At 42.1% G+C, this 26,495-nt stretch carries 18 protein-coding genes; 16 read left to right on the top strand and 2 right to left on the bottom strand.

The genetic code is table 11. From position 1 onward, the window contains the following. The 7 genes from GMD5S_RS0206505 to GMD5S_RS0206475 all read left to right on the top strand — a co-directional run. A partial coding sequence (locus tag GMD5S_RS0206505; RefSeq protein WP_016893784.1) for a ZmpA/ZmpB/ZmpC family metallo-endopeptidase occupies window positions 1-5,006 on the top strand: 5,006 nt, incomplete at its 5' end. A 248-nt stretch (window positions 5,007-5,254) separates the two neighbouring features. Further along, window positions 5,255-5,635, top strand: a complete 381-nt coding sequence (locus GMD5S_RS0206500; RefSeq protein WP_000853147.1) for a hypothetical protein — start codon at window positions 5,255-5,257, stop codon at window positions 5,633-5,635. 234 nt (window positions 5,636-5,869) lie between these two features. Further along, window positions 5,870-11,377, top strand: a complete 5,508-nt coding sequence (locus GMD5S_RS0206495; protein WP_000718006.1) for a ZmpA/ZmpB/ZmpC family metallo-endopeptidase — start codon at window positions 5,870-5,872, stop codon at window positions 11,375-11,377. A gap of 151 nt (window positions 11,378-11,528) precedes the next feature. After that, the gene (locus tag GMD5S_RS0206490) at window positions 11,529-11,909 is read left to right on the top strand and encodes a hypothetical protein (RefSeq protein ID WP_000439021.1); all 381 of its coding nucleotides are present in this window, start codon (window positions 11,529-11,531) and stop codon (window positions 11,907-11,909) included. A gap of 135 nt (window positions 11,910-12,044) precedes the next feature. After that, complete coding sequence (locus GMD5S_RS0206485; protein WP_008281298.1) at window positions 12,045-12,248, top strand: hypothetical protein; 204 nt, start codon at window positions 12,045-12,047, stop codon at window positions 12,246-12,248. 23 nt (window positions 12,249-12,271) lie between these two features. Then, window positions 12,272-12,526, top strand: a complete 255-nt coding sequence (locus tag GMD5S_RS0206480; RefSeq protein WP_009013681.1) for a hypothetical protein — start codon at window positions 12,272-12,274, stop codon at window positions 12,524-12,526. Between the two features lie 163 nt (window positions 12,527-12,689). Continuing rightward, window positions 12,690-13,382 carry a phosphoglycerate mutase gene (locus GMD5S_RS0206475; RefSeq protein WP_000240130.1) on the top strand — a complete coding sequence of 231 codons (693 nt, stop codon included), beginning with the start codon at window positions 12,690-12,692 and terminating at the stop codon, window positions 13,380-13,382. A 125-nt stretch (window positions 13,383-13,507) separates the two neighbouring features. On the opposite strand, the gene GMD5S_RS0206470 is transcribed toward GMD5S_RS0206475, so the two are convergent. Continuing rightward, complete coding sequence (locus GMD5S_RS0206470) at window positions 13,508-14,080, bottom strand: TetR/AcrR family transcriptional regulator (RefSeq protein ID WP_000250301.1); 573 nt, start codon at window positions 14,078-14,080, stop codon at window positions 13,508-13,510. Window positions 14,081-14,220: 140 nt separating this feature from the next. On the opposite strand from GMD5S_RS0206470, the gene GMD5S_RS0206465 reads away from it, so the two are divergent. The 8 genes from GMD5S_RS0206465 (at window position 14,221) to GMD5S_RS0206430 (ending at window position 23,170) form a co-directional block, all read left to right on the top strand. After that, complete coding sequence (locus GMD5S_RS0206465; protein ID WP_000323378.1) at window positions 14,221-14,922, top strand: ABC transporter ATP-binding protein; 702 nt, start codon at window positions 14,221-14,223, stop codon at window positions 14,920-14,922. Between the two features lies 1 nt (window position 14,923). After that, window positions 14,924-17,623 carry an FtsX-like permease family protein gene (locus GMD5S_RS0206460; protein WP_000754607.1) on the top strand — a complete coding sequence of 900 codons (2,700 nt, stop codon included), beginning with the start codon at window positions 14,924-14,926 and terminating at the stop codon, window positions 17,621-17,623. Between the two features lie 144 nt (window positions 17,624-17,767). Then, window positions 17,768-18,037: a 30S ribosomal protein S15 gene (gene rpsO, locus GMD5S_RS0206455; RefSeq protein ID WP_001018251.1), complete on the top strand. Its 270-nt coding sequence runs from the start codon at window positions 17,768-17,770 to the stop codon at window positions 18,035-18,037. Window positions 18,038-18,750: 713 nt separating this feature from the next. Continuing rightward, window positions 18,751-19,362 (top strand): CadD family cadmium resistance transporter, encoded by a 612-nt coding sequence (locus GMD5S_RS0206450; RefSeq protein WP_000531728.1) that lies wholly within the window; start codon window positions 18,751-18,753, stop codon window positions 19,360-19,362. A gap of 301 nt (window positions 19,363-19,663) precedes the next feature. After that, window positions 19,664-20,710, top strand: coding sequence for a FecCD family ABC transporter permease (locus tag GMD5S_RS0206445; protein ID WP_000949322.1), 1,047 nt, complete (start codon window positions 19,664-19,666; stop codon window positions 20,708-20,710). Between the two features lies 1 nt (window position 20,711). Next, window positions 20,712-21,467, top strand: a complete 756-nt coding sequence (locus GMD5S_RS0206440; RefSeq protein WP_000364120.1) for an ABC transporter ATP-binding protein — start codon at window positions 20,712-20,714, stop codon at window positions 21,465-21,467. A 19-nt stretch (window positions 21,468-21,486) separates the two neighbouring features. After that, window positions 21,487-22,497 (top strand): ABC transporter substrate-binding protein, encoded by a 1,011-nt coding sequence (locus tag GMD5S_RS0206435; RefSeq protein ID WP_000753262.1) that lies wholly within the window; start codon window positions 21,487-21,489, stop codon window positions 22,495-22,497. After that, on the top strand, window positions 22,478-23,170 hold the full coding sequence (locus GMD5S_RS0206430) for an alpha/beta hydrolase-fold protein (protein WP_000175784.1): 693 nt from the start codon (window positions 22,478-22,480) through the stop codon (window positions 23,168-23,170). Before GMD5S_RS0206435 ends, GMD5S_RS0206430 begins: the two co-directional genes overlap by 20 nt. A gap of 42 nt (window positions 23,171-23,212) precedes the next feature. On the opposite strand, the gene GMD5S_RS0206425 is transcribed toward GMD5S_RS0206430, so the two are convergent. After that, a complete protein-coding gene (locus tag GMD5S_RS0206425; RefSeq protein ID WP_000500176.1) occupies window positions 23,213-23,962 on the bottom strand; it encodes a lysophospholipid acyltransferase family protein in 750 nt (249 codons plus the stop codon). Between the two features lie 132 nt (window positions 23,963-24,094). Between GMD5S_RS0206425 and GMD5S_RS0206420 the strand changes: the two genes are divergently transcribed. After that, window positions 24,095-26,431, top strand: coding sequence for a cation-translocating P-type ATPase (locus GMD5S_RS0206420; protein WP_008293183.1), 2,337 nt, complete (start codon window positions 24,095-24,097; stop codon window positions 26,429-26,431). Window positions 26,432-26,495: the final 64 nt, after the last annotated feature.

The raw sequence follows: 26,495 nt of genomic DNA, 5'->3' as shown, positions 1-26,495 counted from the left end.
CCAAGATAACCCAAGCTGGTCAAGATGGAGTGCGTACAATCGTCACCCGTCAGTACATGGTAGATGGAAAAGTAGAGAGAAGCCAGGAAATCTCCAACGAAGTGACGACTCCAGCGGTCTCAGAGATCGTAACAGTTGGAACACGCCCTGTTAGCGAGAAACCAACAGACGCTCCTGTAAATGAAGTTCCAAGCTTAAACGTTGAAGAAAAGGACGTTACCACAACAGTGGCCGAACCCTATCCAACTAAGGAAGTGGAAAGTGCAGACCTGCCTTTGGGACAAAGGGAAGTTAGCCAAGCTGGTCAAGATGGCGTGCGTACGATTGTGACTCGTCAGTATTTAGTAGATGGAAAAGTCGAAAATACAGAGGAAATCTCTAACACTATCACAAAAGAAGCAGTTCCTCAGATTATCAAAGTCGGTACAAAACCAATTTCTACAAATGCGGATCACGCTCCTGTGGAACCAGAAAAAGGAACCCTCGACCTCGAACCCTTGCACCAATTAGTGGAAGAGGCCGATAGCATCCAGAAAACGCATCAGTATTTCAATGATACCACTGCAGATCAAGAGTCTTATAAACAGGCAGTCGCAAATGCCCAAGCTCTCTTTGAGGCATCTCATGCCAGTCAAGAACAGGTTGATTCTTTGAAAAAAGCCCTTGAAACTGCTAAGAATAATTTAGACGGCCAACCTGTTGATAAGAAAACTCTTGGAGTTGAATTTGACATGAAGGATGTGACTCAGTCTACAGTTGCTTACCAGTATGCTGATGAACAAACCAAACTCCGCTATCGCCGTGCTCTAGATCAGGCCAAGCTCGTTTTGGACAATCCTTTGGCCAATCAAGCCTTGGTCGATCAAGTTCGGACGGATCTCGAGGCAGCTCGTCAAGCTCTGGATGGTGTCAAGAGAAAACCAACCCTCTCTCTAGTCCGTGTCGAGAAGGAAGAAGACAAACGCCAAGTTTCTCTTAGCTATCATTTGACGGATGCTACAGCTAGCTATCAATCAGCCAAAGTGCAGCTATACAAGGGTCAAACGTTAATTAAGGAAGTCGACCTTGTGGACCTCGCTCAAAAATTGACACTTGATGACTTGGATTACTATACTCCTTATACCCTCAAAACCGTCATGAAATATGACCTGGGTCAAGGGGAACAAACTAGTATAGAGGATCAACGTCCAGTTCAGCTAGATTATAAGAAGGTTGAAATCAAAGACATCGACCGCATCGAACTGTACGGTAAAGATGGTAGTCGCTACCGACGTTACCTATCCCTGTCGGAAGTGCCGTCTGATTTGGGCAACTACTATGTCCGCATTCAGTCAGACAAGTTCAAGGATATGCTCTTACCTGTTACTAAGATTACAGATAAGGGCAATGCCTATTCCGTAACGGTATCAGCTAATCAGCTCGTCGAGGGAGAAGGGGATCATTATCGTCCAGATTACTCTTTTGAACTGCCGAAAACGCCTCTTAGTCAAGAAGGTGTCTATACGTCCTTCAAAGCGCTCGTAGAGGCCATGAAGTCAAACCCGACTGGAAACTTCACATTAGGAGCGGATGTTTCAGCAGATGAACTCCAGTTGGAACAGTCTGCGACAAGCTATGTACCAGAAGAATTTTCAGGTAGCCTAACTAGCCGAGTGGATGGCAAAGATTATACCATCTACAACTTGGCAAAACCACTCTTTGCAACCTTGAAAAATGCCACCATCCAGCAACTGACCTTGAAATCGGCTGCAGTTACAGGCAAGGATTCTATAGGGGCCTTGGCTAGCAACGCTCAGAACGCAACGATTACGGATGTTTCTGTAAGTGGTAGTCTATCTGGGAACAAGCATATCGGTGGACTCGTAGGAGTTGCCCAAAACACAAAACTAACCAATGTTGCCTTTAAAGGATCCATCACCAGCACCCAAGATGGAGGGCAGGAGTACAATATTGGTGGCCTGGTCGGTAATTTCCACGGCAACCAATCACTGGCGCAGAAGAGTCAGGCAGATGTATCTATCCAAGTAACGGGTAGAAACGGAGACCAGCGTGTTGGAGGCTTGATTGGTCGCTTGCAAAATGGAGCTAGATTAGAAACTTCTTATGTGAGTGGTTCTATCCAGAATGGAGGTCATTCTGGCCAAGTCGGTGGAGCAATCGGGTCTACTTGGAACAATGGACAGGTCCGAAATGTCTTGACCAGTGTCAAGGTTCAAAATGGTCATGCGATGACAGGAGATCCCTATCCTGAGGCTTCTGTTCGGGACTCTTATGTTCTTGAAGGGACTACAGCAAATCGAAAAGATGAGCGTTTTGTCCGTTCTATTTCAGAGGCCGATGCGCAAACCAAACGTCAGTCCTTTGGAATCACTTCAAACTTGACGGACCAAGAGCCATTGCAGCAAGCTTACCAGCATCAAACAGACTATAGTCGAGTGAGAGGAGCCCAGGAGTCCAGAAAGCAGGCCTACGAAAATGTAGAAAAACTATTACCATTCTACAACAAAGACTTCATCGTTCATATAGCCAACCAATTAGCTGAAGATGATAAACTCAACAAAGTAGCCCTGCTAGATGTGGTTCCGATGAAAGACGAGACGCTGATAACGGATGTCAACAGCCATAAGGGTGAAATCAATAGACTGATGTTGCATTATGCAGATAAGACGATCGCTTATCTTGATCTGACCTACAAGGGTGATTTTGCCAATGGCCAGATTGCAGAATATAGCATTGCTGATAAGAATTTACTCTATACGCCAGAAGTCTTCCTATCTGACTACCAGTCTATTAAAGAGAGTGTCTTGGATGAACTCAAATCTGTGACCTATGACTCGGCTGCAGTGCGTAAAGTATTAGGGATTGGTGAAACAGCTTCCTTAGATGATCTTTATCTGGAAAAAGCCTTTGAACAAATCAAAGCTGAACTAGGTCAGGAGCTCCTCAAGGTACTTTCAGTTGACAAGTCGATCAACACCCTAGGCCCTGCCGTAGCGGATGCGATTAGCCAAAAAATTCTGAAGAACAAAGAGGCCTTCATGCTTGGTCTGACCTATCTCAACCGATGGTACAATGTCAACTATGGAACTTTCAATACCAAAGATCTTAATGCCTATAAGTTTGATTTCTTTGGCAATCAAGCAGCTTCGACACTGGATACTATCATCGCTCTCGGGAACTCTGGAATGGGCAATCTTCGAGCCCAAAACAACTTCAATGCCTACCGACAATCTCTAGCCAAGGAAAAAGGCAAAGGAGACCTCTTTGCTTACTTAGAAAGTCTGCGTGAACTCTTCTTGCCACACAAAACCAACAGTGAATGGTTCAAGGAAAATACTAAGGCTTATATCGTAGAGGCTCGTTCAAGTCTGCCAGAAATTCAGGCTAAGCAAGACAATGCAGATCGTAAGAGTAAGTATACAATCAAGGTCTACGACAGACTGACTCAGGGAGATTGGGGCTTCAAGCAAATGGTCCTCCAACTTCTGACCTTACCTGAAAGAGATGTCTATATCATCAGCAATATGTCGACCATTGCCTTTGGTAGCTTTGGAGGCTACAGGAAAGAAGGTGGCAGAGTTCTCTCAGGTGAGGAACTCCATCGACACGTTGAAAAACTTGTGGATCAATCAGCTGAATGGCAACGAAACCACTATGACATGTGGTACAACATTCTAAGTCCAAACAGGAAAGACACTCTATTCAGACGGGTGATCGTTACAGACGGTTTCTTTCTTTATAATGATAAAGGCCAGCAATATTGGGCTCCGCGTAATGATAAGACCTCAGTTGCTATGTACAATTTCTTTGGCCCTGCTGGCAAATATCACGGAGACAATGGACTAGGAGCCTTTGCCAATGGTTATGAAGTCTTCTACGTCTATGACCAGATGCTGGGAGCTTCTGGAACCATGGTCTATACCCATGAAATGACCCACAACTCGGATGGTTCTATCTATTTTGAAGGACATGGTCGTCGTGAGGGTGAAGGACCTGAGAGTTTTGCTACAGGAATGTTAGAGTCTGTAACCAATGTTAGCGAAAAAGGTCTCGTGCTCAATAGCTTCTATCAGGGAGATAAAGATTCGACCACACGTTACCATACCTATGATCCTGTTGCCCGATTCTCCTCAGCAGATGCTCTTCGCGACTACATGCATGGAGTCTTTGATGTACTGAACCTTCTGGATTATGTAGAAGGGGATATTGTTACTGGAGTTCTAACTGATCAACAGAAAATGAAATGGTACCGTAAGGCTGAAAATTATAAATTTGAGAATACGTCTTATGGTAAACAAGCTCACGCTGATGATCGAATTGTCCCTATAACTGCCGAAGAAGCAGCCAAACTAAAATCTGTCGATGCTCTGGTTGACCATAATATCATTGGTCGTCGCGATGGTTGGGATACAGCTAGCTTTGGACGAAATGGCTACTATGTCATCAATATGTTTGCTTCCTTCTATGCAGCTCTGGACAATCCAACTGGTGCACCTGGTGGGCTTATGTTCCGCCGTAGAGCCTATGAATTGCTCGGAGACAAAGGTTACCAGCAAGGATTTGTCCCATATGTATCTGGTCAATACGCTGGCCAAGCCCTCAAAGAAGGAAACAAGACCTACTCAATCTGGAACAGAGGAGATGTCGGAGTAGTTGGAGATGATCTGATCCTTAAAAATCTCTACGGTAGTCAGTATGAATCATGGAAGGATTTGAAGAAAGCTATGCTAAATGAGCGATACAACAAGGCTCAAAACTTCCTTCGCCCCATCACTATCGAGTTTGAAGCAGGAAAATTAGATAGCAAACGACAAATTACGATTTCTTCTTATGAGGAATTACAAGATTATATGTACTTAGCAGTACTAGCGGATGCCTCAGCTAAGAACATTGATCGTGCCTTATCAGACAGTTCCAAGAGTAGCGTCGCCCAACTCAAGTATCGTATTTTCAACGCTTATCTACGTGCCACAGATGATTTCAGACAGTCTATCTTTGAAAGATAAGCTTTTTGCAAAGATAGATACGGAAAAAGAAGATCCAAGTGATCTTCTTTTTTTAGGTGAATGGCTTGCTCAGTGGAGAAGACGAATGAATTTACAAACAAATTGATACATGACAGAGTTCTTAGTCTAAATGTCTGGAGAGAAATTTGAAATCATTCACCATCTAGTATACTCATTTTGAAATTTCTTTTGTTTTTCATGAAAATGTGATAAAATGATAGTTGTAAAAATTTTTTAAGGAGATTCGGATGAAAACAAAAACACTTGCTCGCGTAAATGCGATTTTTGGTCTTATTTCAGGTATCGTCTTGCTGTTGGCACCTCTTGTTATGTTTATGATAGCTGTTGGGGCTGCTGCGGCGACGGAGGACTCTGATGCAACAGTTGGTATATTGACGATTTTTTCAATCATTTTGGCATTGGTAAAAATTGCTGTCTTGGTTTTAGGAATTGTGTCTATTGTATATTACAAGGACGATAAGCGTGTGACTCCTGCACCGTCTGTTTTGTTTATCGTGGGTGGTTCTGTTGGATTGATCCCATTCTTGGGATGGGTAGGAGGAATTCTGACAATCATTGGTGGATCCCTCTATTTTGGACTTTTGAAAAAATTCGAGATTCAAGAATAATGACTTTTTGTTAGGAATATTTTCAAATAAGAGAAGGCGATTAGCCTTCTTTTTTTGTCATCAACGACAGATAAATTTTACAGGATAAATAAGCTTTAACATTCGTGAAATCTAAAGCATTTATTTGAGACAAGGAAGTATTTTTATAGTATAATGGTGGATGTGAAATACCTATATCAAAATATAATACTAGTTATTTTCTTGATAGAGGTTGAAAAGTTGAGAGGATATAGAATGAAAAAGATTTTTGGAGAGAAGCAGCATCGTTTCTCCTTACGAAAATTAGCAATTGGACTTGTGTCAGCTTCGATTTCAAGCCTATTTTTTGTGTCCGTTGCGAGTAGTGGGACCGTATTTGCTCAAGAAAATGCAGCTGTTCACTACAAATATGTGACGGAAACGGAGCTGAGTGGGCAAGAAAAGGACTTGATTGTCAAGGATATTCCGAAAATTGCTGAAGATAGTGAGAGTACCTATTATCTAGTCTACCGTATGGATGAGAAAGCTCAGCTAGGTCAGTTGCCCAATACAGGTGGGCAGAATAGCCTTACTAGCGTTTTATCAGGTGGAGTTCTGGCTTCGATTGGTTTCCTTATTTTTGTCGTATCGAAAAAGAAAGGCAAAAAGAAGGCTCTCTTGAAAGTTGTCTTGATAACAGGGATGGGCAGTGGTTTGGCTTCTTCAGTTCAGGCTATTGAAAATCAACTTTTGCTCCAGTACAATCAGGAATACCAATTATCCCAAGGAGATAGTCTGCCTTTGCCACGTGCCTTATCAGGTTATACTTATCTAGGCTATATTAAGCAAGACAAAGAGATTAATCAGCAAGAAACTGCTGCTAGGGATCAGAAACTTGACTATACTGTTCAACCTCATTTCCAAGCAAACGAAGGTGGACAAAGGGCAGGAGATGAGCAGAAAGCTCCATCTCCTACACTCCCTGCTGAAAAACCAATCCCTTCTCAAGATTCATCCGATCTAAAACCGTCTGGTCTTGCTAGTGTGGATCCTCAGGATGAAGTCTTGGCTGGTCGCGTGAATAAACCAGAGCTCCTATACAAGGACCAAGAAATTGTAACCAAACTAGATGTTTCAGAAGTGGTGCAGGAAAATCCAGAACTAACTGAGGGAACCATCCATGTCAAACAAGAAGGTCGTGCTGGGAAGAAGGTCGAACTCGTTCGCATTTTCACTGTTGAAAACCAAGAAATTTCTAGGGAAGTTCTCTCAACTAAAGTAGAAGAAGCTTTGCCACGTATAGTAGAGAAAGGGACTAAGAAGGCAGTAGCTGCAAGTGAAGCACCTCAGTCTGCAAAAAAGGGAGAGCCTGAGACGCAGGCTCCATTACCAGAATATACAGGCGAGCAAGCGGGAGCGTTTGTAGCCCCAGAGACAGCTGAAAGACCAGAATATACAGGTACCCAAGCAGGAGCAGTCGTTGAACCCGAGCAAGTCGCTCCATTGCCTGAGTATCAGGGAACTCTAGCTGGTGCCATCGTTGAGCCGGAAAAAGTTGAGCCAGAGGTTGGGGGTGTCCAGTCAGGGGATTTGGTGGAACCAGAAACGACTGAGAAACCAGCCTATACAGGCGAGCAGTCTGGAGCAATCGTAGAACCTGAACAAGTGACGCCAACACCAGAGTATAGGGGAACTCAAGCGGGAGCGATTGTAGCCCCAGAGACAACCGAAAAACCAGAATATACAGATACGCAATCAGGTGCGATTGTGGAACCAGAGACCCAGTCTTCCCTACCAGAATATACAGGAACTCAAGCAGGAGCCATCGTTGAACCGGAACAAGTCGCTCCTCTTCCAAAATATACTGGCAATACCGAGCAAGTAAAACCGGAAGCTCCGACAGAAAAACCAAAAGAAAAAGATCCAGAAAAAACACTTGAATTAAGAAACGTTTCAGATCTGGAGTTGTATAGTCAGACCAATGGTGCTTACAAACAACACGTTTCTTTAGACGGTTTTCCAAGTAATCCAGACACTTACTTTATCAAGGTTAAATCTTCGTCGTTTAAAGATGTCTATCTACCAGTCGCTTCAATAACGGCTGAAACGAAAGATGGTCAGCCAGTTTATAAAATCACAGCCAAGGCTGAGAAACTCCAGCAAGAGCTAGAAAATAAATATGTCGATAATTTCACTTTCTACCTAGCTAAGAAGGCTAGAGAGGAAACGACAACCTTTACTTCCTTTAGCAACCTGGTCAAAGCTATCAACCAGAATCTCTCTGGAACTTATCATTTAGCAGCTAGTTTGAATGCCAACGAAGTGGAGTTGGGACCTGATGATAGATCCTACATCAAGGGCACCTTTACTGGTCAGTTGATCGGTGAAAAAGATGGCAAGCAGTATGCTATTTACAACTTGAAAAAACCACTGTTTGAAACTTTGAGTAGTGCCACAGTAGAAAAATTGAGTCTGAAAAATGTCTCCATTTCAGGGAAAGATGATATCGGTGCATTGTCCTATGAAGCTCAGAATGGCACAAAGATTAAACAAGTTCACGTTGATGGTGTTCTCGCCGGTGAACGTGGTATCGGTGGTTTGCTGGCAAAGGCTGAGCAATCAAGTATCACAGAGAGCAGTTTCAAGGGAAGAATTATCAACACTTATGAAACGACTGCTGCCTACAATATCGGTGGTTTGGTCGGTCATTTGACAGGAAACAAGGCTTCGCTGACGAAGTCAAAAGCGACAGTAGCCATTTCATCCAACACAAATAGTTCAGATCAGACTGTGGGTGGTCTTGCAGGTCTAGTAGATCAGGATGCACAAATCCAAGATAGCTATGCTGAGGGCGATATTAATAATGTCAAGCACTTTGGTAGAGTCGCGGGAGTAGCAGGCTATTTGTGGGATCGAAAAACTAATGAGGAACAGCATGCTGGAAGATTGACCAATGTTCTCAGTGATGTCAATGTAACCAACGGAAATGCCATTACCGGTTACCACTATAATGGAATGAAGGTGAAGGACACATTCAGCAGCAAGGCGAACAGAGTCTACAATGTCACTATGGTCAAGGATGAGGTCGTCAGCAAGGAATCCTTTGAAGAAAGAGGGACAATGCTAGATGCTTCCCAAATCGAAAGCAAAAAAGTAGCCATCAATCCTCTCACTCTACCAACAGTGGAGCCCCTCTCAACAAGTGGCAAGAAGGACAGTGATTTTTCTAAGGTGGCCCATTATCAAGCTAAGCGCGCCTTGGCTTATAAAAACATTGAAAAATTGCTACCTTTCTACAACAAGGCAACCATCGTCAAATACGGAAATCTGGTCAATGAGAACAGTCTGTTATATCAAAAAGAACTCTTGTCAGCAGTTATGATGAAGGATGACCAAGTCATCACAGACATTGTTTCTAACAAAGAGACTGCAAACAAACTCTTGCTTCACTACAAGGACCATTCATCTGAAAAGCTTGATCTCCATTACCAGGATGATTTCGCCAAATTAGCGGAATATAGTCTAGGAAATACGGGTCTTCTCTATACGCCAAACCAATTCTTGTATGACCAAAGCTCTATCATCAAACAAGTCTTACCTGAATTGCAGCAGGTGGACTACCATTCAGAAGGCATCAGAAAGACGCTCGGTATTTCTCCAAAAGTCGAGCAGACTGAGCTCTATCTAGAGGACCAGTTCGCCAAAACCAAGGAACATCTGGAAGACAGTTTGAAGAAACTCTTGTCAGCAGATGCTGGACTTGCTGGTGACAACCCAGTTACCAAGGGCTATCTTGTAGATAAAATCAAACGCAACAAGGAAGCCTTGCTACTTGGTTTGACGTATCTGGAACGGTGGTATAACTTCAGCTATGGTCAGGTAAACGTCAAAGACCTGGTTCTGTACCACCTGGACTTCTTTGGTAAGGGAAATGCTTCACCACTGGACACTCTGATTGAGTTAGGTAAATCTGGTTTTAACAACCTTCTAGCTAAGAACAACGTTGATACTTATTCTATTAGTTTAGCTAGCCATCATGGAACGACAGATTTGTTTAGCACGCTGGAACATTACCGCAAAGTCTTTTTACCAAATACAAGTAACAATGACTGGTTTAAATCAGAGACCAAGTCTTACATCGTCGAAGAAAAATCTAATATTGAAGAAGTCAAAACTAAGCAAGGACAAGCTGGCACCAAGTATTCTATAGGTGTCTATGACCGCATCACTAGTGCTACATGGAAATACCGCAATATGGTCTTGCCTCTCCTGACCTTGCCAGAAAAATCTGTCTTTGTCATCTCAACTATGTCTAGTCTAGGATTTGGAGCTTATGATCGCTACCGCAATAGCGAGCATAAAGTGGGCAAGGCTCTCAATGATTTTGTAGAAGAAAATGCGCGTGAAACAGCCAAACGTCAGCGTGATCACTATGATTATTGGTATCGTATTTTAGATAATGAGGGACGTGAAAAACTCTATCGTACTATTCTCCTTTATGATGCTTATAAGTTCGGTGATGACACAACATCTGGAAAAGCTACAGTGGAGGCTAAGTTTGATAGCTCCAATCCAGCTATGAAGAACTTCTTTGGACCAGTTGGCAATAAGGTAGTACACAATCAGCATGGAGCCTACGCAACAGGTGATGGCGTCTACTATATGTCTTACCGTATGTTGGACAAGGATGGAGCCATTACTTATACCCATGAAATGACCCATGATTCAGATCAGGATATTTACCTTGGCGGCTATGGTCGAAGAAGTGGCTTGGGCCCAGAGTTCTTCGCAAAAGGCTTATTGCAAGCCCCTGACCAACCAAGTGACGCAACCATTACCATCAATTCTATCTTGAGACACTCAAAATCAGATAGTACAGAGGGCTCCCGTCTGCAAGTCTTAGATCCGACAGAGAGATTCCAAAACGCAGCAGATCTTCAGAACTATGTCCATAACATGTTTGACCTTATCTACATGCTGGAATACCTCGAAGGGCAATCAATCGTTAACAAACTAAATGTTTACCAGAAAATGGCGGCTCTCAGAAAAATTGAGAACAAGTATGTGAAAGATCCAGTAGATGGCAATGAGGTATACGCTACTAACGTAGTCAAAGAATTGACAGAAGAAGAGGCAAAGAAACTAACCAACTTTGAAAGTTTGATTGACCACAATATCTTATCAGCTCGTGAGTATCAGTCTGGCGACTATGAGCGAAATGGCTACTATACGATTAAACTCTTTGCCCCAATCTTTTCAGCTCTCAGCAGTGAGAAAGGCACGCCAGGGGACCTTATGGGACGTCGGATCGCTTACGAACTTTTGGCTGCCAAAGGCTTTAAGGATGGAATGGTACCTTATATCTCAAACCAATACGAAGAAGTTGCCAAACAAAAAGGTAAAACTATCAATCTCTATGGTAAAGAACGCGGATTGGTGACAGATGATCTTGTTTTGGACAAGGTATTTGAAGGCAAGTATGCATCTTGGGCGGATTTCAAGAAAGCCATGTACCAAGAACGTGTGGATCAGTTTAAAAACTTGAAACAAGTGACCTTTAAAGTTCCGACAAAACCATGGCCAAACTATACGACAGAGACCATCAATCAAGTGACTGAATTGCAAGCCCTCATGGACCAAGCTGTGCTACAGGATGCAGTGGCTCCTCGTTGGAGTGACTATAAGCCAGAGATTGACAGTGCCGTTCATAAGTTGAAGAGAGCAATCTTTAAGGCTTATCTTGACCAAACAAACGACTTCAGAACCTCTATTTTTAAGAAATAAGGGTTGGAAAATGAAAAGGGAGGATCGACAGATCTTCTCTTTTTATGTTCGGATGTCTGAAAGCAGGTAGGCGATTTGTTTGTGACGGAGAAGGTCTTTTGTTTCTGGAGCAAATATGGTAGAATGATAGCTACGAGAGAAGGAGGTTTTTATGGAGAGAGATAGATTGGTTCGACTCAATTGGAGACTGGGCATGGTGGCAGGCATAACCTTGCTTTTGGGACCTGTCCTACGATTTTTGCTATCCTATACTGGTGCCATCATCTATAAAGATCCTTCAAAGGTGCTGGTCGTCACGGTAACCTTTTCCTTGCTCCTGACATTTTTTAAGATTTTGATGATTGCATTAGGGACCTTTATGTTAATCTATTTCGAAGAAGATCAACAACTTCGAAAGCTACCTTCTATTTTATTTATCATTGGTGGCGTGCTGGGCTTTCTTTCAGCGACCGAGTGGATAGGAGGATTTCTAATCATTAAAGGCGCTGTTTCTTTTTCTAAATTTTTGAAAGAAGTCCGTGGCCTTGTCTGATAGTCTAGTGAAACAATCCGTTTGAGGGTTGTTTTTTTATTTAAAGAATTATCTGGCAAAAGAATATGTTAGCAAAATGCTTTTTTATAAGAAAACATGATGTAATACAACTTGAAAAAATAAAAAGAGAATATTATGAAACAATCTTTCATTACATCGTATTTAACATTCTATTTAAAAGCTTCCATTACTTTAGAGGGAGTCTTTATAAAAACTTCTAACCCTACTATTTTAAAAGTTATTCCACTGGGTTCTCAAAATAAAACAATTCCTGTTGATCATGTTGCAAGTGTAGATAGTTCATTTCGTCTTGATTTCAAAACATTTGCTTGGGTATAATTTTCGCTCTTATTGGCCTTTCAATGATGCAAAATTCATTTATTGGGGGATTGATATTAGCGGCTTATGGTGTATTAACAGTGCTAAGTGCTTTTCAAACTCTACTAGTTTTGCATCTTGCTTCTGGTGGAACACATGTTGTCAGTGTGGTAGTATTTGAAAAAGCTAATCTTGAAAATTGCAAAGAAACAATTGAAGGTCTAATTCATAATCGTTACAATGATACTAATGTAACTAAGAATACTGATCGTTTAATTGATGCTTTAAATAACAAATAATTGCAATCGTTTCTTGATTGAATATCGCGAATTAATAATATCTAGATGAGAGGACACCGTTCTCTCTTTTTAGTTGATTTTAACTAGCTTTTTTGTGAAAAATTGTGTAAAATAGAATAGATAAACGAGGGAAACCTCGAAAAATAAAAGGAGAATCCATCTAATGGTAAAATTGGTTTTTGCTCGCCACGGTGAGTCTGAATGGAACAAAGCTAACCTTTTCACTGGTTGGGCTGATGTTGATTTGTCTGAAAAAGGTACACAACAAGCGATTGACGCTGGTAAATTGATCAAAGAAGCTGGTATCGAATTTGACCAAGCTTACACTTCAGTATTGAAACGTGCAATCAAAACAACAAACTTGGCTCTTGAAGCTTCTGACCAATTGTGGGTTCCAGTTGAAAAATCATGGCGTTTGAACGAACGTCACTACGGTGGTTTGACTGGTAAAAACAAAGCTGAAGCTGCGGAACAATTTGGTGATGAGCAAGTTCACATCTGGCGTCGTTCATACGATGTATTGCCTCCAAACATGGATCGTGATGATGAGCATTCAGCACACACTGACCGTCGTTACGCTTCACTTGACGACTCAGTTATCCCAGATGCTGAAAACTTGAAAGTGACTTTGGAACGTGCCCTTCCATTCTGGGAAGACAAAATCGCTCCAGCACTTAAAGATGGTAAAAACGTATTCGTAGGAGCTCACGGTAACTCAATCCGTGCCCTTGTAAAACACATCAAACGCTTGTCAGACGACGAAATCATGGACGTGGAAATCCCTAACTTCCCACCATTGGTATTCGAATTCGACGAAAAATTGAATGTAGTTTCTGAATACTACCTTGGAAAATAATCTATAAACAGAAAGCCTAGGAATTCCTAGGCTTTTTTGTATCTAAGTTTAAAAAAAGGCAATTTAGCTAATTGAAAAAGTATAAAATGAGAGGATATAGCTTATGAAATAGTAAGTTGTATGAATTAATCTTCTTTTGATTCGTAGCTCCAGTGTTCGTAGTTATAGGTTGATAAGATTATATCCGTGATTTCTTCCGGTTCTTCTTGAGCTCCCCCAGCAATCCAAAGAGAAATAATTCCTTCAATACTTGATAAGAAGATTTCCAAAGCGTATTTGTGAGGAATTTGGAAGTTTTCAGATAAGAAATGACGAGTCTTTTCTTTTTGATTTTCAGTTAGAATAATGCTACTTAGAAATTCACGAATTGCACCACGAAAGTCTATGTAATGACTTTGGGACAAGGCGTTAATAAGGCGTTCGTTCGAACGTAATATATAGAAGTTGGCTAACATAAACTTTCTAGGCGATTCTCTTTCTTTTTCTAAAAAAATGTAGAGCTGGGAAATAATTTCACTTTTAAAACTGTCAATCATTTGATATTTGTCTTCATAGTGTAGATAGAAAGTTCCCCTATTAATCCCTGCGCGTTTACAGAGTTTACTAATTGATATATTTTCAAATTTCTCCTCTGATAGCAACTGAATCAAAGCTTCCTTGATGTCTTCCTTAGTAGTAGTTTTTCGTTTCTGAACCATTTCTCTTCCTTTTTCTTAAATCAACACTTTGTTGATTTTTGATTATTGCTTTTTGACTTAGCCCATTATATAATATTTGTGATTTAGAATCAACACCTTGTTGATTTAAGGAAACGAGCTTTGAAAAGGAGATAAACGATATGGCTTATATTGAAATGAAACACAGCTACAAGCGTTATCAGGTTGGGGATACGGAGATTGTGGCTAATCATGATGTGAATTTTGAAATTGAAAAGGGGGAGCTGGTTATTATCCTTGGTGCTTCAGGTGCTGGAAAATCAACCGTTCTCAATCTCCTAGGAGGTATGGATACCAATGATGAGGGGGAGATTTGGATCGATGGTGCCAATATTGCCAACTATAGTTCGCACCAGAGAACAAACTATCGTCGTGAAGATGTAGGTTTTGTTTTTCAGTTTTATAATCTAGTTTCCAATCTGACAGCCAAGGAAAATGTGGAACTGGCTTCAGAAATCGTGACAGATGCCTTAGAACCTGAGCAGGTCTTGACAGATGTAGGTTTGGCTCATCGCCTCAATAATTTTCCAGCCCAGCTTTCTGGAGGGGAGCAACAGCGAGTCTCCATTGCACGCGCTGTAGCCAAAAATCCTAAAATTCTCCTCTGTGATGAACCGACGGGTGCCTTGGATTACCAGACGGGGAAGCAAGTCTTGAAGATTCTCCAAGACATGTCTCGTCGAAAAGGAGCGACGGTGATTATCGTGACCCACAATGGTGCGCTAGCTCCTATTGCAGATCGCGTGATTCATATGCGCGATGCTACAGTTAAGAGCATGACGATCAATGAGCATCCGCAGGATATCGATACATTGGAGTATTAGCATGAAAAAAACATATCGAAAAGACCTATTTCAGTCAGTGACGACTTCAAAGGGACGCTTTGTTTCTATCTTGACCTTGATGATGCTGGGTTCTTTAGCCCTAGTAGGTCTTAAAGTAGCCAGTCCAAACATGGAACGCACGGCAGGGGATTATCTCCGTAAAGCCAATACCCTGGATCTGGCCGTAATAGCTGATTATGGCTTGGACAAAGAAGACCAAGACGAACTAAAGACCCTTCAAGGAGCAAGTGTTGAGTTTGGCTATATGGTAGACCTAACCGTTGAAAATGGTGAGGAAGCAGTTCGACTTTATTCCAAACCAGAGAGCATTTCAACCTTCCAAGTGACAGAAGGGCGACTGCCAGAGACAAATGAGGAAATTGCCCTAGCCGACTTCTGGAAAGACCGCTATCAGATTGGGCAGACCATTACCTTTACTAAGAAAGAAGAAAAGTCCATCGTAAAATCCCAAACTTTTACAATTACTGGATTTGTTGAGTCGGGTGAGATTCTTTCTAAAGAAGATTTAGGAAGTGCTAGTAGTGGAAATGGCAACCTGACTGGCTATGGAGTAATTTTACCCAGTCAGTTTGACTCAGATGTTTATAGTATTGCGCGTGTGCGCTATGACGATTTAAAAAATCTGGATACTTTTTCATCAGACTATAAGACCAAACGAGCCCAACATCAGGAAGAGTTGCAAGACTTACTTGCTGATAATGGTCAAAAAAGATTGGCAAGTATCAAATCAAATGGGCAAAAGAGCTTGGAAGAGGGCAAAGAACAGCTCCAAACTGCTGAAAGCAACCTTGAAAATGGCAAGAGTCAGTTAGAGCAGGCCGAAAGTCGCTTGAAAACGCAAGAAGAACAAGCGACCGCTTTACCAGAACCGCAAAAGAGTCAAATCGAGGGACAGCTGACAAAAGCTAAGGAAGAACTGGCGACAAAAAAAGAAAAACTGGCTCAGACAGAGAGTGATCTAACTAAGGAAAAAGAGAAGCTTGAACAGCGTCAGAAAGAGCTTGATGAACTGGCAGAGCCGAAATACCACGTATACAATCGCCAAACCATGCCAGGTGGTCAAGGCTACCTCATGTACAGCAATGCATCATCAAGCATTCGTTCAGTCGGAAATATCTTCCCAGTGGTGCTATATATGGTCGCTGCAATGGTGACCTTTACAACGATGACTCGCTTTGTAGATGAAGAACGCACCAATGCAGGTATTTTCAAGGCCTTGGGTTACCGCAACCGAGATATTGTTGCCAAGTTTGTCCTCTATGGTTTTCTTGCAGGAACTGTGGGAACCATTATAGGAACACTTCTTGGACATTATCTTCTTGCAGGGGTGATTTCAGATGTTATAACAGCTGGGATGGTTGTTGGAAAAAGTCACGAGTATTTCTATTGGTCTTATAGTATCCTTGCCCTAGCCTTGAGTTGGGTATCTAGTGTTTTGCCGGCTTATCTGGTGGCGCGAAGGGAGTTGCACGATGAAGCAGCCCAACTCTTACTTCCCAAACCTCCCGTTAAGGGATCAAAGATTTTGCTGGAACGACTGAGCTTTATTTGGAGTCGTTTGAGTTTTACTCATAAGGTTACGGCAAGAAATATCTTTCGTTATAAGCAACGGATGCTGATGACCATTTTTGGAGTTGTAGGTTCAGTTGCTCTCTTATTTGCTGGTCTTGGTATTCAGTCATCTGTGGGAGGAGTTTCCGAACGCCAATTTGAACAAATCCAGCAATACCAGATGATTGTAGCAGAAAAGAGCAGTGCAACGGAGCAAGAAAAAGCAGATCTGGAAAGTGCCTTGCAAGCTGAATCGATCCACGCTTATCAAAAGATTTACTCTAAATCCATTGAAAAAGATTTCAAAGGAAAAGCAGGACTTCAAACCATCACCATGATGGTTACTAGTGGAGAAGACTTCAATCCCTTTATCACATTAGAGGAAAATGGGCGAGAGTTGCAGGTCACTAATGGAGCGGTCGTGAGTCAAAAATTAGCCCAATTAGCAAGTGTTACGGTTGGAGACAAGCTGGAGCTTGACGGGAAGGAAATCAAGGTTGCGGCTATTTCTGAAAACTATGTTGGACACTTTGTTTATCTAAACCGTGCGACTTACGAACAAGTCTATGGAACCAGTCCGCAAGACAATACCTACCTAGTAAAATTAAAAGACCCAACACCTTCCAATACGGAGAAAGAAGCGGCTACTTTCATGGGAAAAGCTGCTGTTTCTGGGGTCGTCCAAAATGCAACGGCTATCCATCTCTTTGAATCTGTAGCCAATTCTCTCAATAAAACCATGGCAATCCTTGTCCTTGTTTCCGTCTTACTAGCCATTGTCATTCTTTACAATCTCACCAATATCAATGTGGAAGAACGTATCCGTGAACTTTCCACTATTAAGGTTCTTGGTTTCCATAATAAAGAAGTGACTCTCTATATCTACCGCGAGACTATGGTGCTGTCCCTTGTGGGAATTGCTCTCGGTTTGGTAGCCGGCCACTATTTACATCAATTTTTGATTCAAATGATTTCACCGGCCACCATACTTTTTTATCCTCAGGTCAGCTGGGAAGTCTATGCTCTTCCAATCGTCGCAGCGACTGTAATCTTAGCCTTATTAGGCCTATTTGTTAATCACCGCTTGAGAAAAGTGGATATGCTCGAAGCCTTGAAATCAGTAGAGTAATTCAAGGTTTTAAACAGTAAATCAGTTGACAAAGTCTCTGCTTCTTGGTAGAATAAGAACTGTCGTAAAGACAAATAACTTCTTCTTGGTTACAGGCATGCCAACCTGTCACTCGGATGAAGCCAAATAAAAAGGAGAAACATCATGGCAATCTCAAAAGAGAAAAAAAATGAAATCATCGCACAATATGCACGTCACGAAGGTGATACAGGTTCAGTAGAGGTTCAAGTTGCTGTCCTTACTTGGGAAATCAACCACCTTAACGAACACATCAAACAACACAAAAAAGACCACGCTACTTACCGTGGATTGATGAAGAAAATCGGTCGCCGTCGTAACTTGCTTGCATACTTGCGTAAAAACGACGTTAACCGTTACCGTGAGTTGATCAACTCTCTCGGACTTCGTCGCTAATCTTGCGTCTAAAACGTTTCTATACTTCGTTGGCTTCAGCTCGATGTACCATTAGTACAATCTTCGCCTCGTCGCCTAGTCTATAAACGTTTTATCCAGCAAGAATTATGATGCTAAGGGCTCCAAAAATCCGTATGAAAATAGGGAAAGGAAACAGTGTTCGATGAACACAAGGAGTTTCATCTTTTTCACTAGGATTTTAGCCCGAGATCAAATCAGCTCTCTGACTTCAGAGAGCTTTTTTATTGAGGTTTTATCGGTCACAATTTTGGAGACTACAAAAACCAAGCCGTCAGGGTATGTCTTAATCATTTCGTTTTATCGGTCATAATTTTGGAGACTACAAAAACAGCCTTAGTAGGTGCTCCCTTCTTTATCTAGTTTTATCGGTCATAATTTTGGAGACTACAAAAACCTCAAATGGTATCAGCTAATGACACCATGAAGGTGCGCAGTTACTCGGCTTTTCAAGCCGAGTAACTGTCTGCAAGCCCCCTCGGAGAGCCCACACTTTACGAAGTAAAGTATAGTATGTTATACTTTACATGGAAGTAGTCACCGAATTCCAGTTAGAAATTACTTTGTAACTACGTTTTGAGGAGGAGTAAAATGCTTTCCTACGTTCGACATTACCCACTAGCGATAGCTAAATTAATGTGTCTGTGCTCTCCTAAAATCTACTGATTTATTACTGACTAATACAGGAGGTTTTTATGGGACAGACAATCATATCTGCTATTGGTGTTTATATTTCCACCAGTATCGATTATTTAATTATTTTAATTATTTTATTTGCACAGCTATCACAGAATAAACAGAAATGGCATATTTATGCGGGGCAATATCTAGGAACAGGCTTACTTGTAGGGGCGAGTTTAGTTGCTGCTTATGTCGTTAATTTCGTGCCTGAAGAATGGATGGTTGGATTGCTTGGTTTAATCCCTATCTATTTAGGGATTCGCTTTGCAATTGTTGGAGAAGGTGAGGAAGAAGAGGAAGAAATTATTGAAAGATTAGAACAAAGCAAGGCAAATCAACTGTTTTGGACAGTTACATTGCTGACAATTGCGTCTGGCGGAGATAATTTAGGTATCTATATACCTTATTTTGCTTCGTTAGATTGGTCACAGACCCTCGTGGCGTTGCTTGTGTTTGTAATCGGCATAATTATCTTTTGCGAGATTAGTCGGATGTTATCCTCTATTCCGTTAATATTCGAGACAATTGAAAAATACGAGCGAATCATTGTGCCCATAGTATTCATTCTACTTGGACTATACATCATGTATGAAAATGGCACGATAGAGACTTTTCTGATCGTGTAGATTTTTTTGTTTCACTAGGATTTTAGCCCGGGCTCAAATCAAGCTCTCTGATTTCAGAGGGCTTTTTATGTTGTCACCTTACCTCGATATACTCAAGTATAATCTTCGGTTACGGTTCCTAGCACTGTAAGGTAAAATAAACCAGATCATCTCCCTTCGGGGAGATTTTTTTGTTTCACGAACATTTTTGTACAATCTTCGGCTTGTCTATATATGTCTCCATCCTTGTTCATCTAGTAGAAATATGGTATACTTTTTATGAGAATTTTCTAAATTTTTAATTTTGTATAAGGAGGTTTTCATGCTTTCCAAATTTTCTGGAAGCCGACAGAACGTACAATTTGTGTTACTTTTAGGTGTTTTGCTAGGTATTTTAGGGATTTCACTTTTTCTAGCTGTTTCTATGGGGTCTGTTGCGATTGATCTAGGAGATACCTATCGGATCATTTTGAGCAGATTGGGATTTCCTCTTGAGATAGGAGAGGTTTCCAAGTCTACTCTTGCCATTGTATGGAACATGAGATTCCCCCGAGTATTGTTAGGTCTGATAGTAGGGGCTGGTCTTTCTATGTGTGGTAGCGTGATGCAGTCTACAGTGAACAATCCCATCGCAGAGCCTTATGTCTTAGGAATTTCTGCGGGTGCAACTCTAGGGGCAACTTTGAGCATCATTCTTGGTTTAAAAGTGATGATTAGCCTTGGAGCTTTCCTTGGAGCTATTTTGGCAACAATCGCTGTCCTTATCATTGCCTCTATGCAGGGAAGGATGACGACTTCTAGTCTGATTTTATCAGGAACGGTGGTCAACGCTCTCTTTCTAGCCTTTTCCAACTTTATTATCTCAGTTGGCGCTAATGCGGACAGTGTGATGACCATTAAGTTTTGGACCATGGGATCGCTTGCCGGGACTACTTGGGCAGACTTGGTTCTGCCAACTATAGTAGTAGGAATGGTCTTTCTATTTTTCGCTACTCAGTATCGTGTTTTTAATGCGATGATGATGGGAGATGAGGCTGCTTTAACTTTGGGAATTCCCTTACGCTTCTATTGGTATCTTTATGTGACCATGGTGGCTGTGCTGACAGCTGTCTTGGTGGCAACTTGTGGGATTATTGGATTTGTTGGACTGATTACTCCACATTTAGCTCGAGGGTTAGTAGGAACGAATTACAGGAGACTTTTTCCTGTTGCGACCTTGCTGGGTGCCCTCTTTGTCATCTGGGCAGATGTACTCTCTCGTGTCATCATTCCAAACGCTGAGTTGCCGATTGGTATTTTCACAGCCTTAGTAGGTGCTCCCTTCTTTATCTACATTGTTGGAGGTAGGCGAAGGGAGGTGAGGGCCTGATATGGACTTGATTTGTCAGGATGTCCACTTTGGACTAGGAGAGAAAAAAATCCTCAAAGGAGTTTCTCTTAAGGTTGAGGGGCATCAATTTCATACGATATTAGGGCCAAATGGAAGTGGAAAAACCAGCCTGCTTAAACTCCTCTATCGTCAGGAAAAGGCGGACAAAGGCTTGATAAGCTTAGATGGAAAGCCTTTGGAACATTGGTCACTCAAAGAAACAGCTAAGCAGATGGCGGTCGTCACCCAGTTTAATCAATTGCAGTTTGATTGTACAGTTGAGGAAATCGTCTTGCTGGGAAGGACTCCACACCTCTCTTTTTTACAGAAGGAAAAGGAAAGGGATTATGCCCTCGTTCAAGATGCTCTCGTCAAGGTGGATATGCTTGAGAAGAAAACTCGTCTCTATTCGTCTCTTTCAGGTGGGGAGAAACAGCGAGTCTTATTAGCACGCGCCTTGGCGCAAGAACCGACTCTCTTGCTCCTGGACGAGCCAACCAATCACCTGGATATCAAGTACCAGTTAGACTTGCTGGCCATTGTGAAGAATCTCAAGGTCAATGTTCTAGCTGTCCTGCATGATATTCAACTTGCTTGTCGCTATTCGGATTATCTCTATCTGATGAAAGAGGGGGAAATCCTTTACCAAGGGACTCCAAAGGAGACCATCACCCCTGAGTCATTGCAAACTGTATACGGAGTTCAAAGTCAGGTGACTTGGACCGAGGATCAGCAAGCCATGATTCACTATTTATAAAAGTAAAAAGGAAAATAAGATGAAAAAAACACTAAGCATTTTACTCGTAACAGTAGCTACCTTAACCATGGCAGCTTGTGGCAACACTACTACAGAAAAAGCTACCACGCAGTCTAGCACAGAAACAAGTCAAAAGGCCAGCACAGAGACGACTTATCCGTTAACGGTTAAAACCTATGATGTTAAGGGAAATGAAGTCGAACAAGTCTTTGACAAGGCACCTGAAAAAGTTATCACCAACAATCTTTCAACAACTGAAATCTTATTGGAGTTAGGCTTGAAGGATAAAATTGCTGGCATGCTCAACCCTGACAATGCTGTAACAGACAAATACAAGGACGCGATTGCGACCATTCCTCAAATCGGTGATAAAAAAACAGTCTCTCAAGAGACAGTCCTTTCTTATGAGCCAGATGCGGTGATGGGTCGAAACATGATGTTTTCAGAAAAATCCTTGGGAACAGTTAGCACTTGGAATGAAAACAAAATCCCAGTCTATACGCAAAAAGCTTCTCTCTCAACGATTCAGCAAGATTTAGGAAATATCGTAGAAGATGTCAAAAATCTTGGAATGATTTTCAATGTTCAGGACAAGGCCAATGAATACGCAGCCCAATTACAAGCTAAAATTGACGCTGTTAAGAAAGCAAATCCAACAAGCCAAGGTGAAAAGAAAAAGGCTTTGATTATGGTTGCTTATAATGACGAAACCTTCGGTGCTTACAAGTCTGCTTTGCAAGAGAGCCTTCTAAATCAACTTGGTTATACCAACGTTGCAACGGGAACATCAGGTTTGACCTTGGAAAATCTCGTGTCAATGGATCCTGAGTTGATTATCTATGTAACCAGCGACCGCAATAAAAAATTGGATGCTAACGCAGTAGAGTTGATGAAGGCAAATGAAGTTTTGGAAAATGTTCCTGCTATTAAGAATCAAAAAATCATGACCATTTCTTACGATGAGTTAATGGACTATGGTCCAGCAGTGATTGATTCCCTTGAGAAAATCAATGACTTTATCAATAAATAATGAGTTTGACTGGGAAGGGATCCAAGTCAAGGTCAGCCTTCCTTCGACTTATGATCCCAACCAAACCTATCCAGCTGTTCTCTTGAATGATGGAAACTTGGATTTCCTATCTTCCCTTTCTGAATCTGTGATTTTAGTGGGCTTGACCTCTAAAAATCGCCTAGATGACTACACACCCTGGAAGGCCTCTGCTCTGAGAGAGGGGGCTCCGGATTTTGGCGGTCAGGCAAATACCTATCATAGTCATTTATTTGGAGGTCTTTTAGATAAGTTGCAGTCGCTTTATCGTCTGGACAAAAATCGCCTTGCCTATGGAGGGTACTCACTAGGTGGTTTGGCAGCAGTATACAGTCTTTTCCATTTTGACAAGTTCTCCTGTATCTTCTCTATCTGCGGTTCCTTTTGGTATCCTGATTTTACGACTTATTGCAGGGATGAAAAGGTGAAAAATTTGGACTGTTTGTTGTATTTACAGAATGGTCAAACAGAAGGAGCCCATCATACCAATCGTCTGGCTCAAGCACCAGTTTATGCTGAGCAGATTCATACCAGTCTTCAGCAACATTATCCGACTGGTCAGTTTGTCTTTGATCCTTACGGGCATCATGAGCAAGTGGCTGAGCGATTTCTAGCCTTTTCCAACTGGTTGTCCCAAAAATGGAAAATTGCATAAAAGAAATATCCCTTGGCTTTTGCCAAGGGATAATTGTATTTTTTAACCAAGTTTCTCTCTCTTCTTATCTGGATTCCAGATAAAGCTTGCGATAAAGCTAAAGATAATCGTTAGGATACCAACAAACACTGCAAGGATAAGGGCAGGGATGCGGACAAACCACCAGAGTGGGTTTGGTTTTTTATCATTGTGCCATTGCTTGGTTTCTTCGTCCAAACGTTGGAATTCTGCTTGGATACGGTCTGCAACCATTTCAATCCCTTCATCATTCATTTTCTTGATGTCTGAGATATCGATAGGATTTCCAAAGTTCATATCGACACGTTCACGGCTAATCAAGCCTTTCAAGGTCATAGGACCGGTGTAGGTAACAGGCATGATACGGACTTTGGCCATCTTGGCAATCAGGGCTACGCCACCCTTGACATCGTTTGAGTGACGGCTCCCACTTGGAAACATGATGAGAGAGCGGTCGCTTTTTTTGAGGACGTTGATAGGGTACTTGATGGCAGAGGCATTAGGTTTTTCTCGGTCGATAGGAAAGGCGCCACACATACGGATCCACCAGCCAAAGATACGGTTGTTAAACAGCTCTTTTTTGGCCATAAAGATGAACTGTTTTGGCTTGGTCGCAAAGGCCATGTAAACAGGATCCCACCAGGTACGGTGAGGTGCGACGAGGATATAGTTTTCGTCTCGGCTAGGGATTTTATCAGTATTGTGATAGTGGGCATTGCCATTGATGGACCACAAGATCAGCATGACTAGTCCACGCAAATAAGTATAAAACATGAGATCTCCTTCGATTGTATTGCTTTTATTATTATACCTTATCAAAAGACTGCTGGCAAACTTTTTCAGTTATCAGCTAACAGTTTTAGATGGGATTAGAATTCTTTTAAAAAAAATGATATGATAGAGTTTATGGATAAAAATAAGATAATGGGATTAACCCAAAGAGAAGTCAAGGAAAGACAGGCTCAAGGTTTGGTCAATGACTTTACCGCTTCGGCCAGTACCAGTACTTGGCAAATCATCAAACGAAATGTTTTTACACTTTTTAACGCATTAAACTTTGTTATTGCTCTAGCGCTGGCCTTTGTGCAGGCTTGGAGCAATCTGGTTTTCTTTGCCGTTATCTGCTTTAACGCTTTTTCTGGGATTGTGACTGAGCTACGGGCCAAACACATGGTGGACAAGCTCAATCTCATGACCAAGGAAAAGGTCAAAACCATTCGTGATGGTCAAGAAGTTGCTCTCGATCCAGAAGAGTTGGTTCTAGGAGATGTCATTCGTTTGTCTGCTGGAGAGCAGATTCCTAGTGATGCTCTGGTTCTGGAAGGATTTGCGGAAGTCAATGAAGCTATGTTGACGGGTGAGAGTGATTTGGTGCAAAAAGAAGTGGATGTCTTGCTTTTATCAGGGAGTTTCCTAGCCAGTGGCGCAGTTTTGGCTCAAGTCCACCATGTCGGGGCAGAAAACTATGCTGCCAAACTCATGCTGGAAGCTAAGACAGTGAAACCAATCAACTCCCGTATCATGAAATCGCTAGACAAGCTAGCTGGTTTTACTGGGAAAATTATCATTCCCTTTGGTCTAGCTCTCTTGTTAGAAGCCTTGATGTTAAAAGGCTTGCCCCTCAAGTCATCCGTTGTAAATTCGTCAACAGCCCTTTTGGGAATGTTGCCTAAGGGAATCGCCCTTTTGACCATTACTTCGCTCTTGACTGCGGTGATTAAGCTGGGCTTGAAAAAGGTCTTGGTGCAGGAGATGTACTCTGTCGAGACCTTGGCGCGCGTGGATATGCTCTGTCTGGACAAAACGGGCACCATCACCCAAGGAAAGATGCAGGTGGAGGCGGTTCTTCCTCTGACGGAAACTTATGATGATGAGGCTATTACTAACATTCTGACCAGCTACATAGCTCATAGTGAGGATAAAAATCCAACAGCCCAAGCCATTCGCCAGCGTTTCCAAGGTCAGGTTTCCTATCCTATGCTTTCGAATCTTCCTTTCTCAAGCGACCGTAAGTGGGGAGCTATGGAGTTGGAAGATTTGGGAACTGTTTTCTTAGGAGCGCCCGAGATGTTGTTGGACAATGAAGTCCCTGAAGCCAGAGAGGCTCTAGAGAGAGGTTCACGTGTCTTGGTATTAGCCCTTAGTCAGGAAAAACTAGACCACCACAAACCACAGAAACCATCTGATATTCAGGCCCTGGCCTTGCTGGAAATCTTGGATCCGATTCGAGAAGGAGCAGCTGAGACACTAGACTATCTTCGTTCCCAGGAAGTAGGCCTCAAGATTATCTCTGGTGATAATCCAGTCACGGTTTCCAGCATTGCCCAAAAGGCTGGTTTTGCAGACTATCACAGCTATGTAGATTGCTCAAAAATCACGGATGAGGAATTGATTGCCATGGCTGAAGAGACAGCTATTTTCGGTCGTGTTTCCCCTCATCAAAAGAAACTCATCATCCAAACGCTGAAAAAAGCAGGGCATACAACGGCAATGACAGGGGATGGTGTCAATGATATCCTAGCTCTCCGCGAAGCAGATTGTTCGATCGTTATGGCTGAAGGAGATCCTGCGACTCGTCAGATTGCTAATCTGGTTCTCTTGAACTCTGACTTTAATGATGTTCCTGAGATTCTCTTTGAAGGTCGTCGTGTGGTCAATAACATTGCCCATATTGCACCGATTTTCTTGATAAAGACAATCTATTCCTTCTTGCTCGCTGTCATCTGTATCGCCAGTGCTCTTCTAGGACGGTCTGAGTGGATTTTGATTTTCCCCTTCATTCCAATCCAGATTACCATGATTGACCAGTTCGTGGAAGGGTTCCCGCCATTTGTTCTGACTTTTGAGCGAAATATCAAACCAGTCGAAGCAAACTTCCTCAGAAAATCCATGCTTCGTGCCCTACCAAGCGCACTGATGGTTGTGTTCAGCGTTCTTTTTGTGAAAATTTTTGGAGCGAGTCAAGGTTGGTCTGAGTTAGAAATCTCAACCCTACTCTATTATCTCTTGGGGTCTATCGGTTTCTTATCTGTATTTAGAGCCTGCATGCCATTTACCCTCTGGCGTGTCCTCTTGATTGTCTGGTCAGTAGGTGGTTTCCTAGCCACAGCTCTCTTCCCAAGAATCCAGAAACTGCTTGAAATTTCGACACTTACAGGACAAACACTGCCTGTTTATGGGGCCATGATGTTGGTCTTTACCGTGATTTTCATTCTAACCAGTCGTTACCAAGCTAGAAAATAAAGAAAGACTGCAATCTGTGGATTGCGGTCTTTTTAGGTGCAAGATTGCTAGCTGATACTCAATG

Source organism: Streptococcus sp. GMD5S (assembly GCF_000298715.2).
GTDB lineage: Bacteria > Bacillota > Bacilli > Lactobacillales > Streptococcaceae > Streptococcus.
This window is presented reverse-complemented; position numbering and strand designations above follow the sequence as displayed.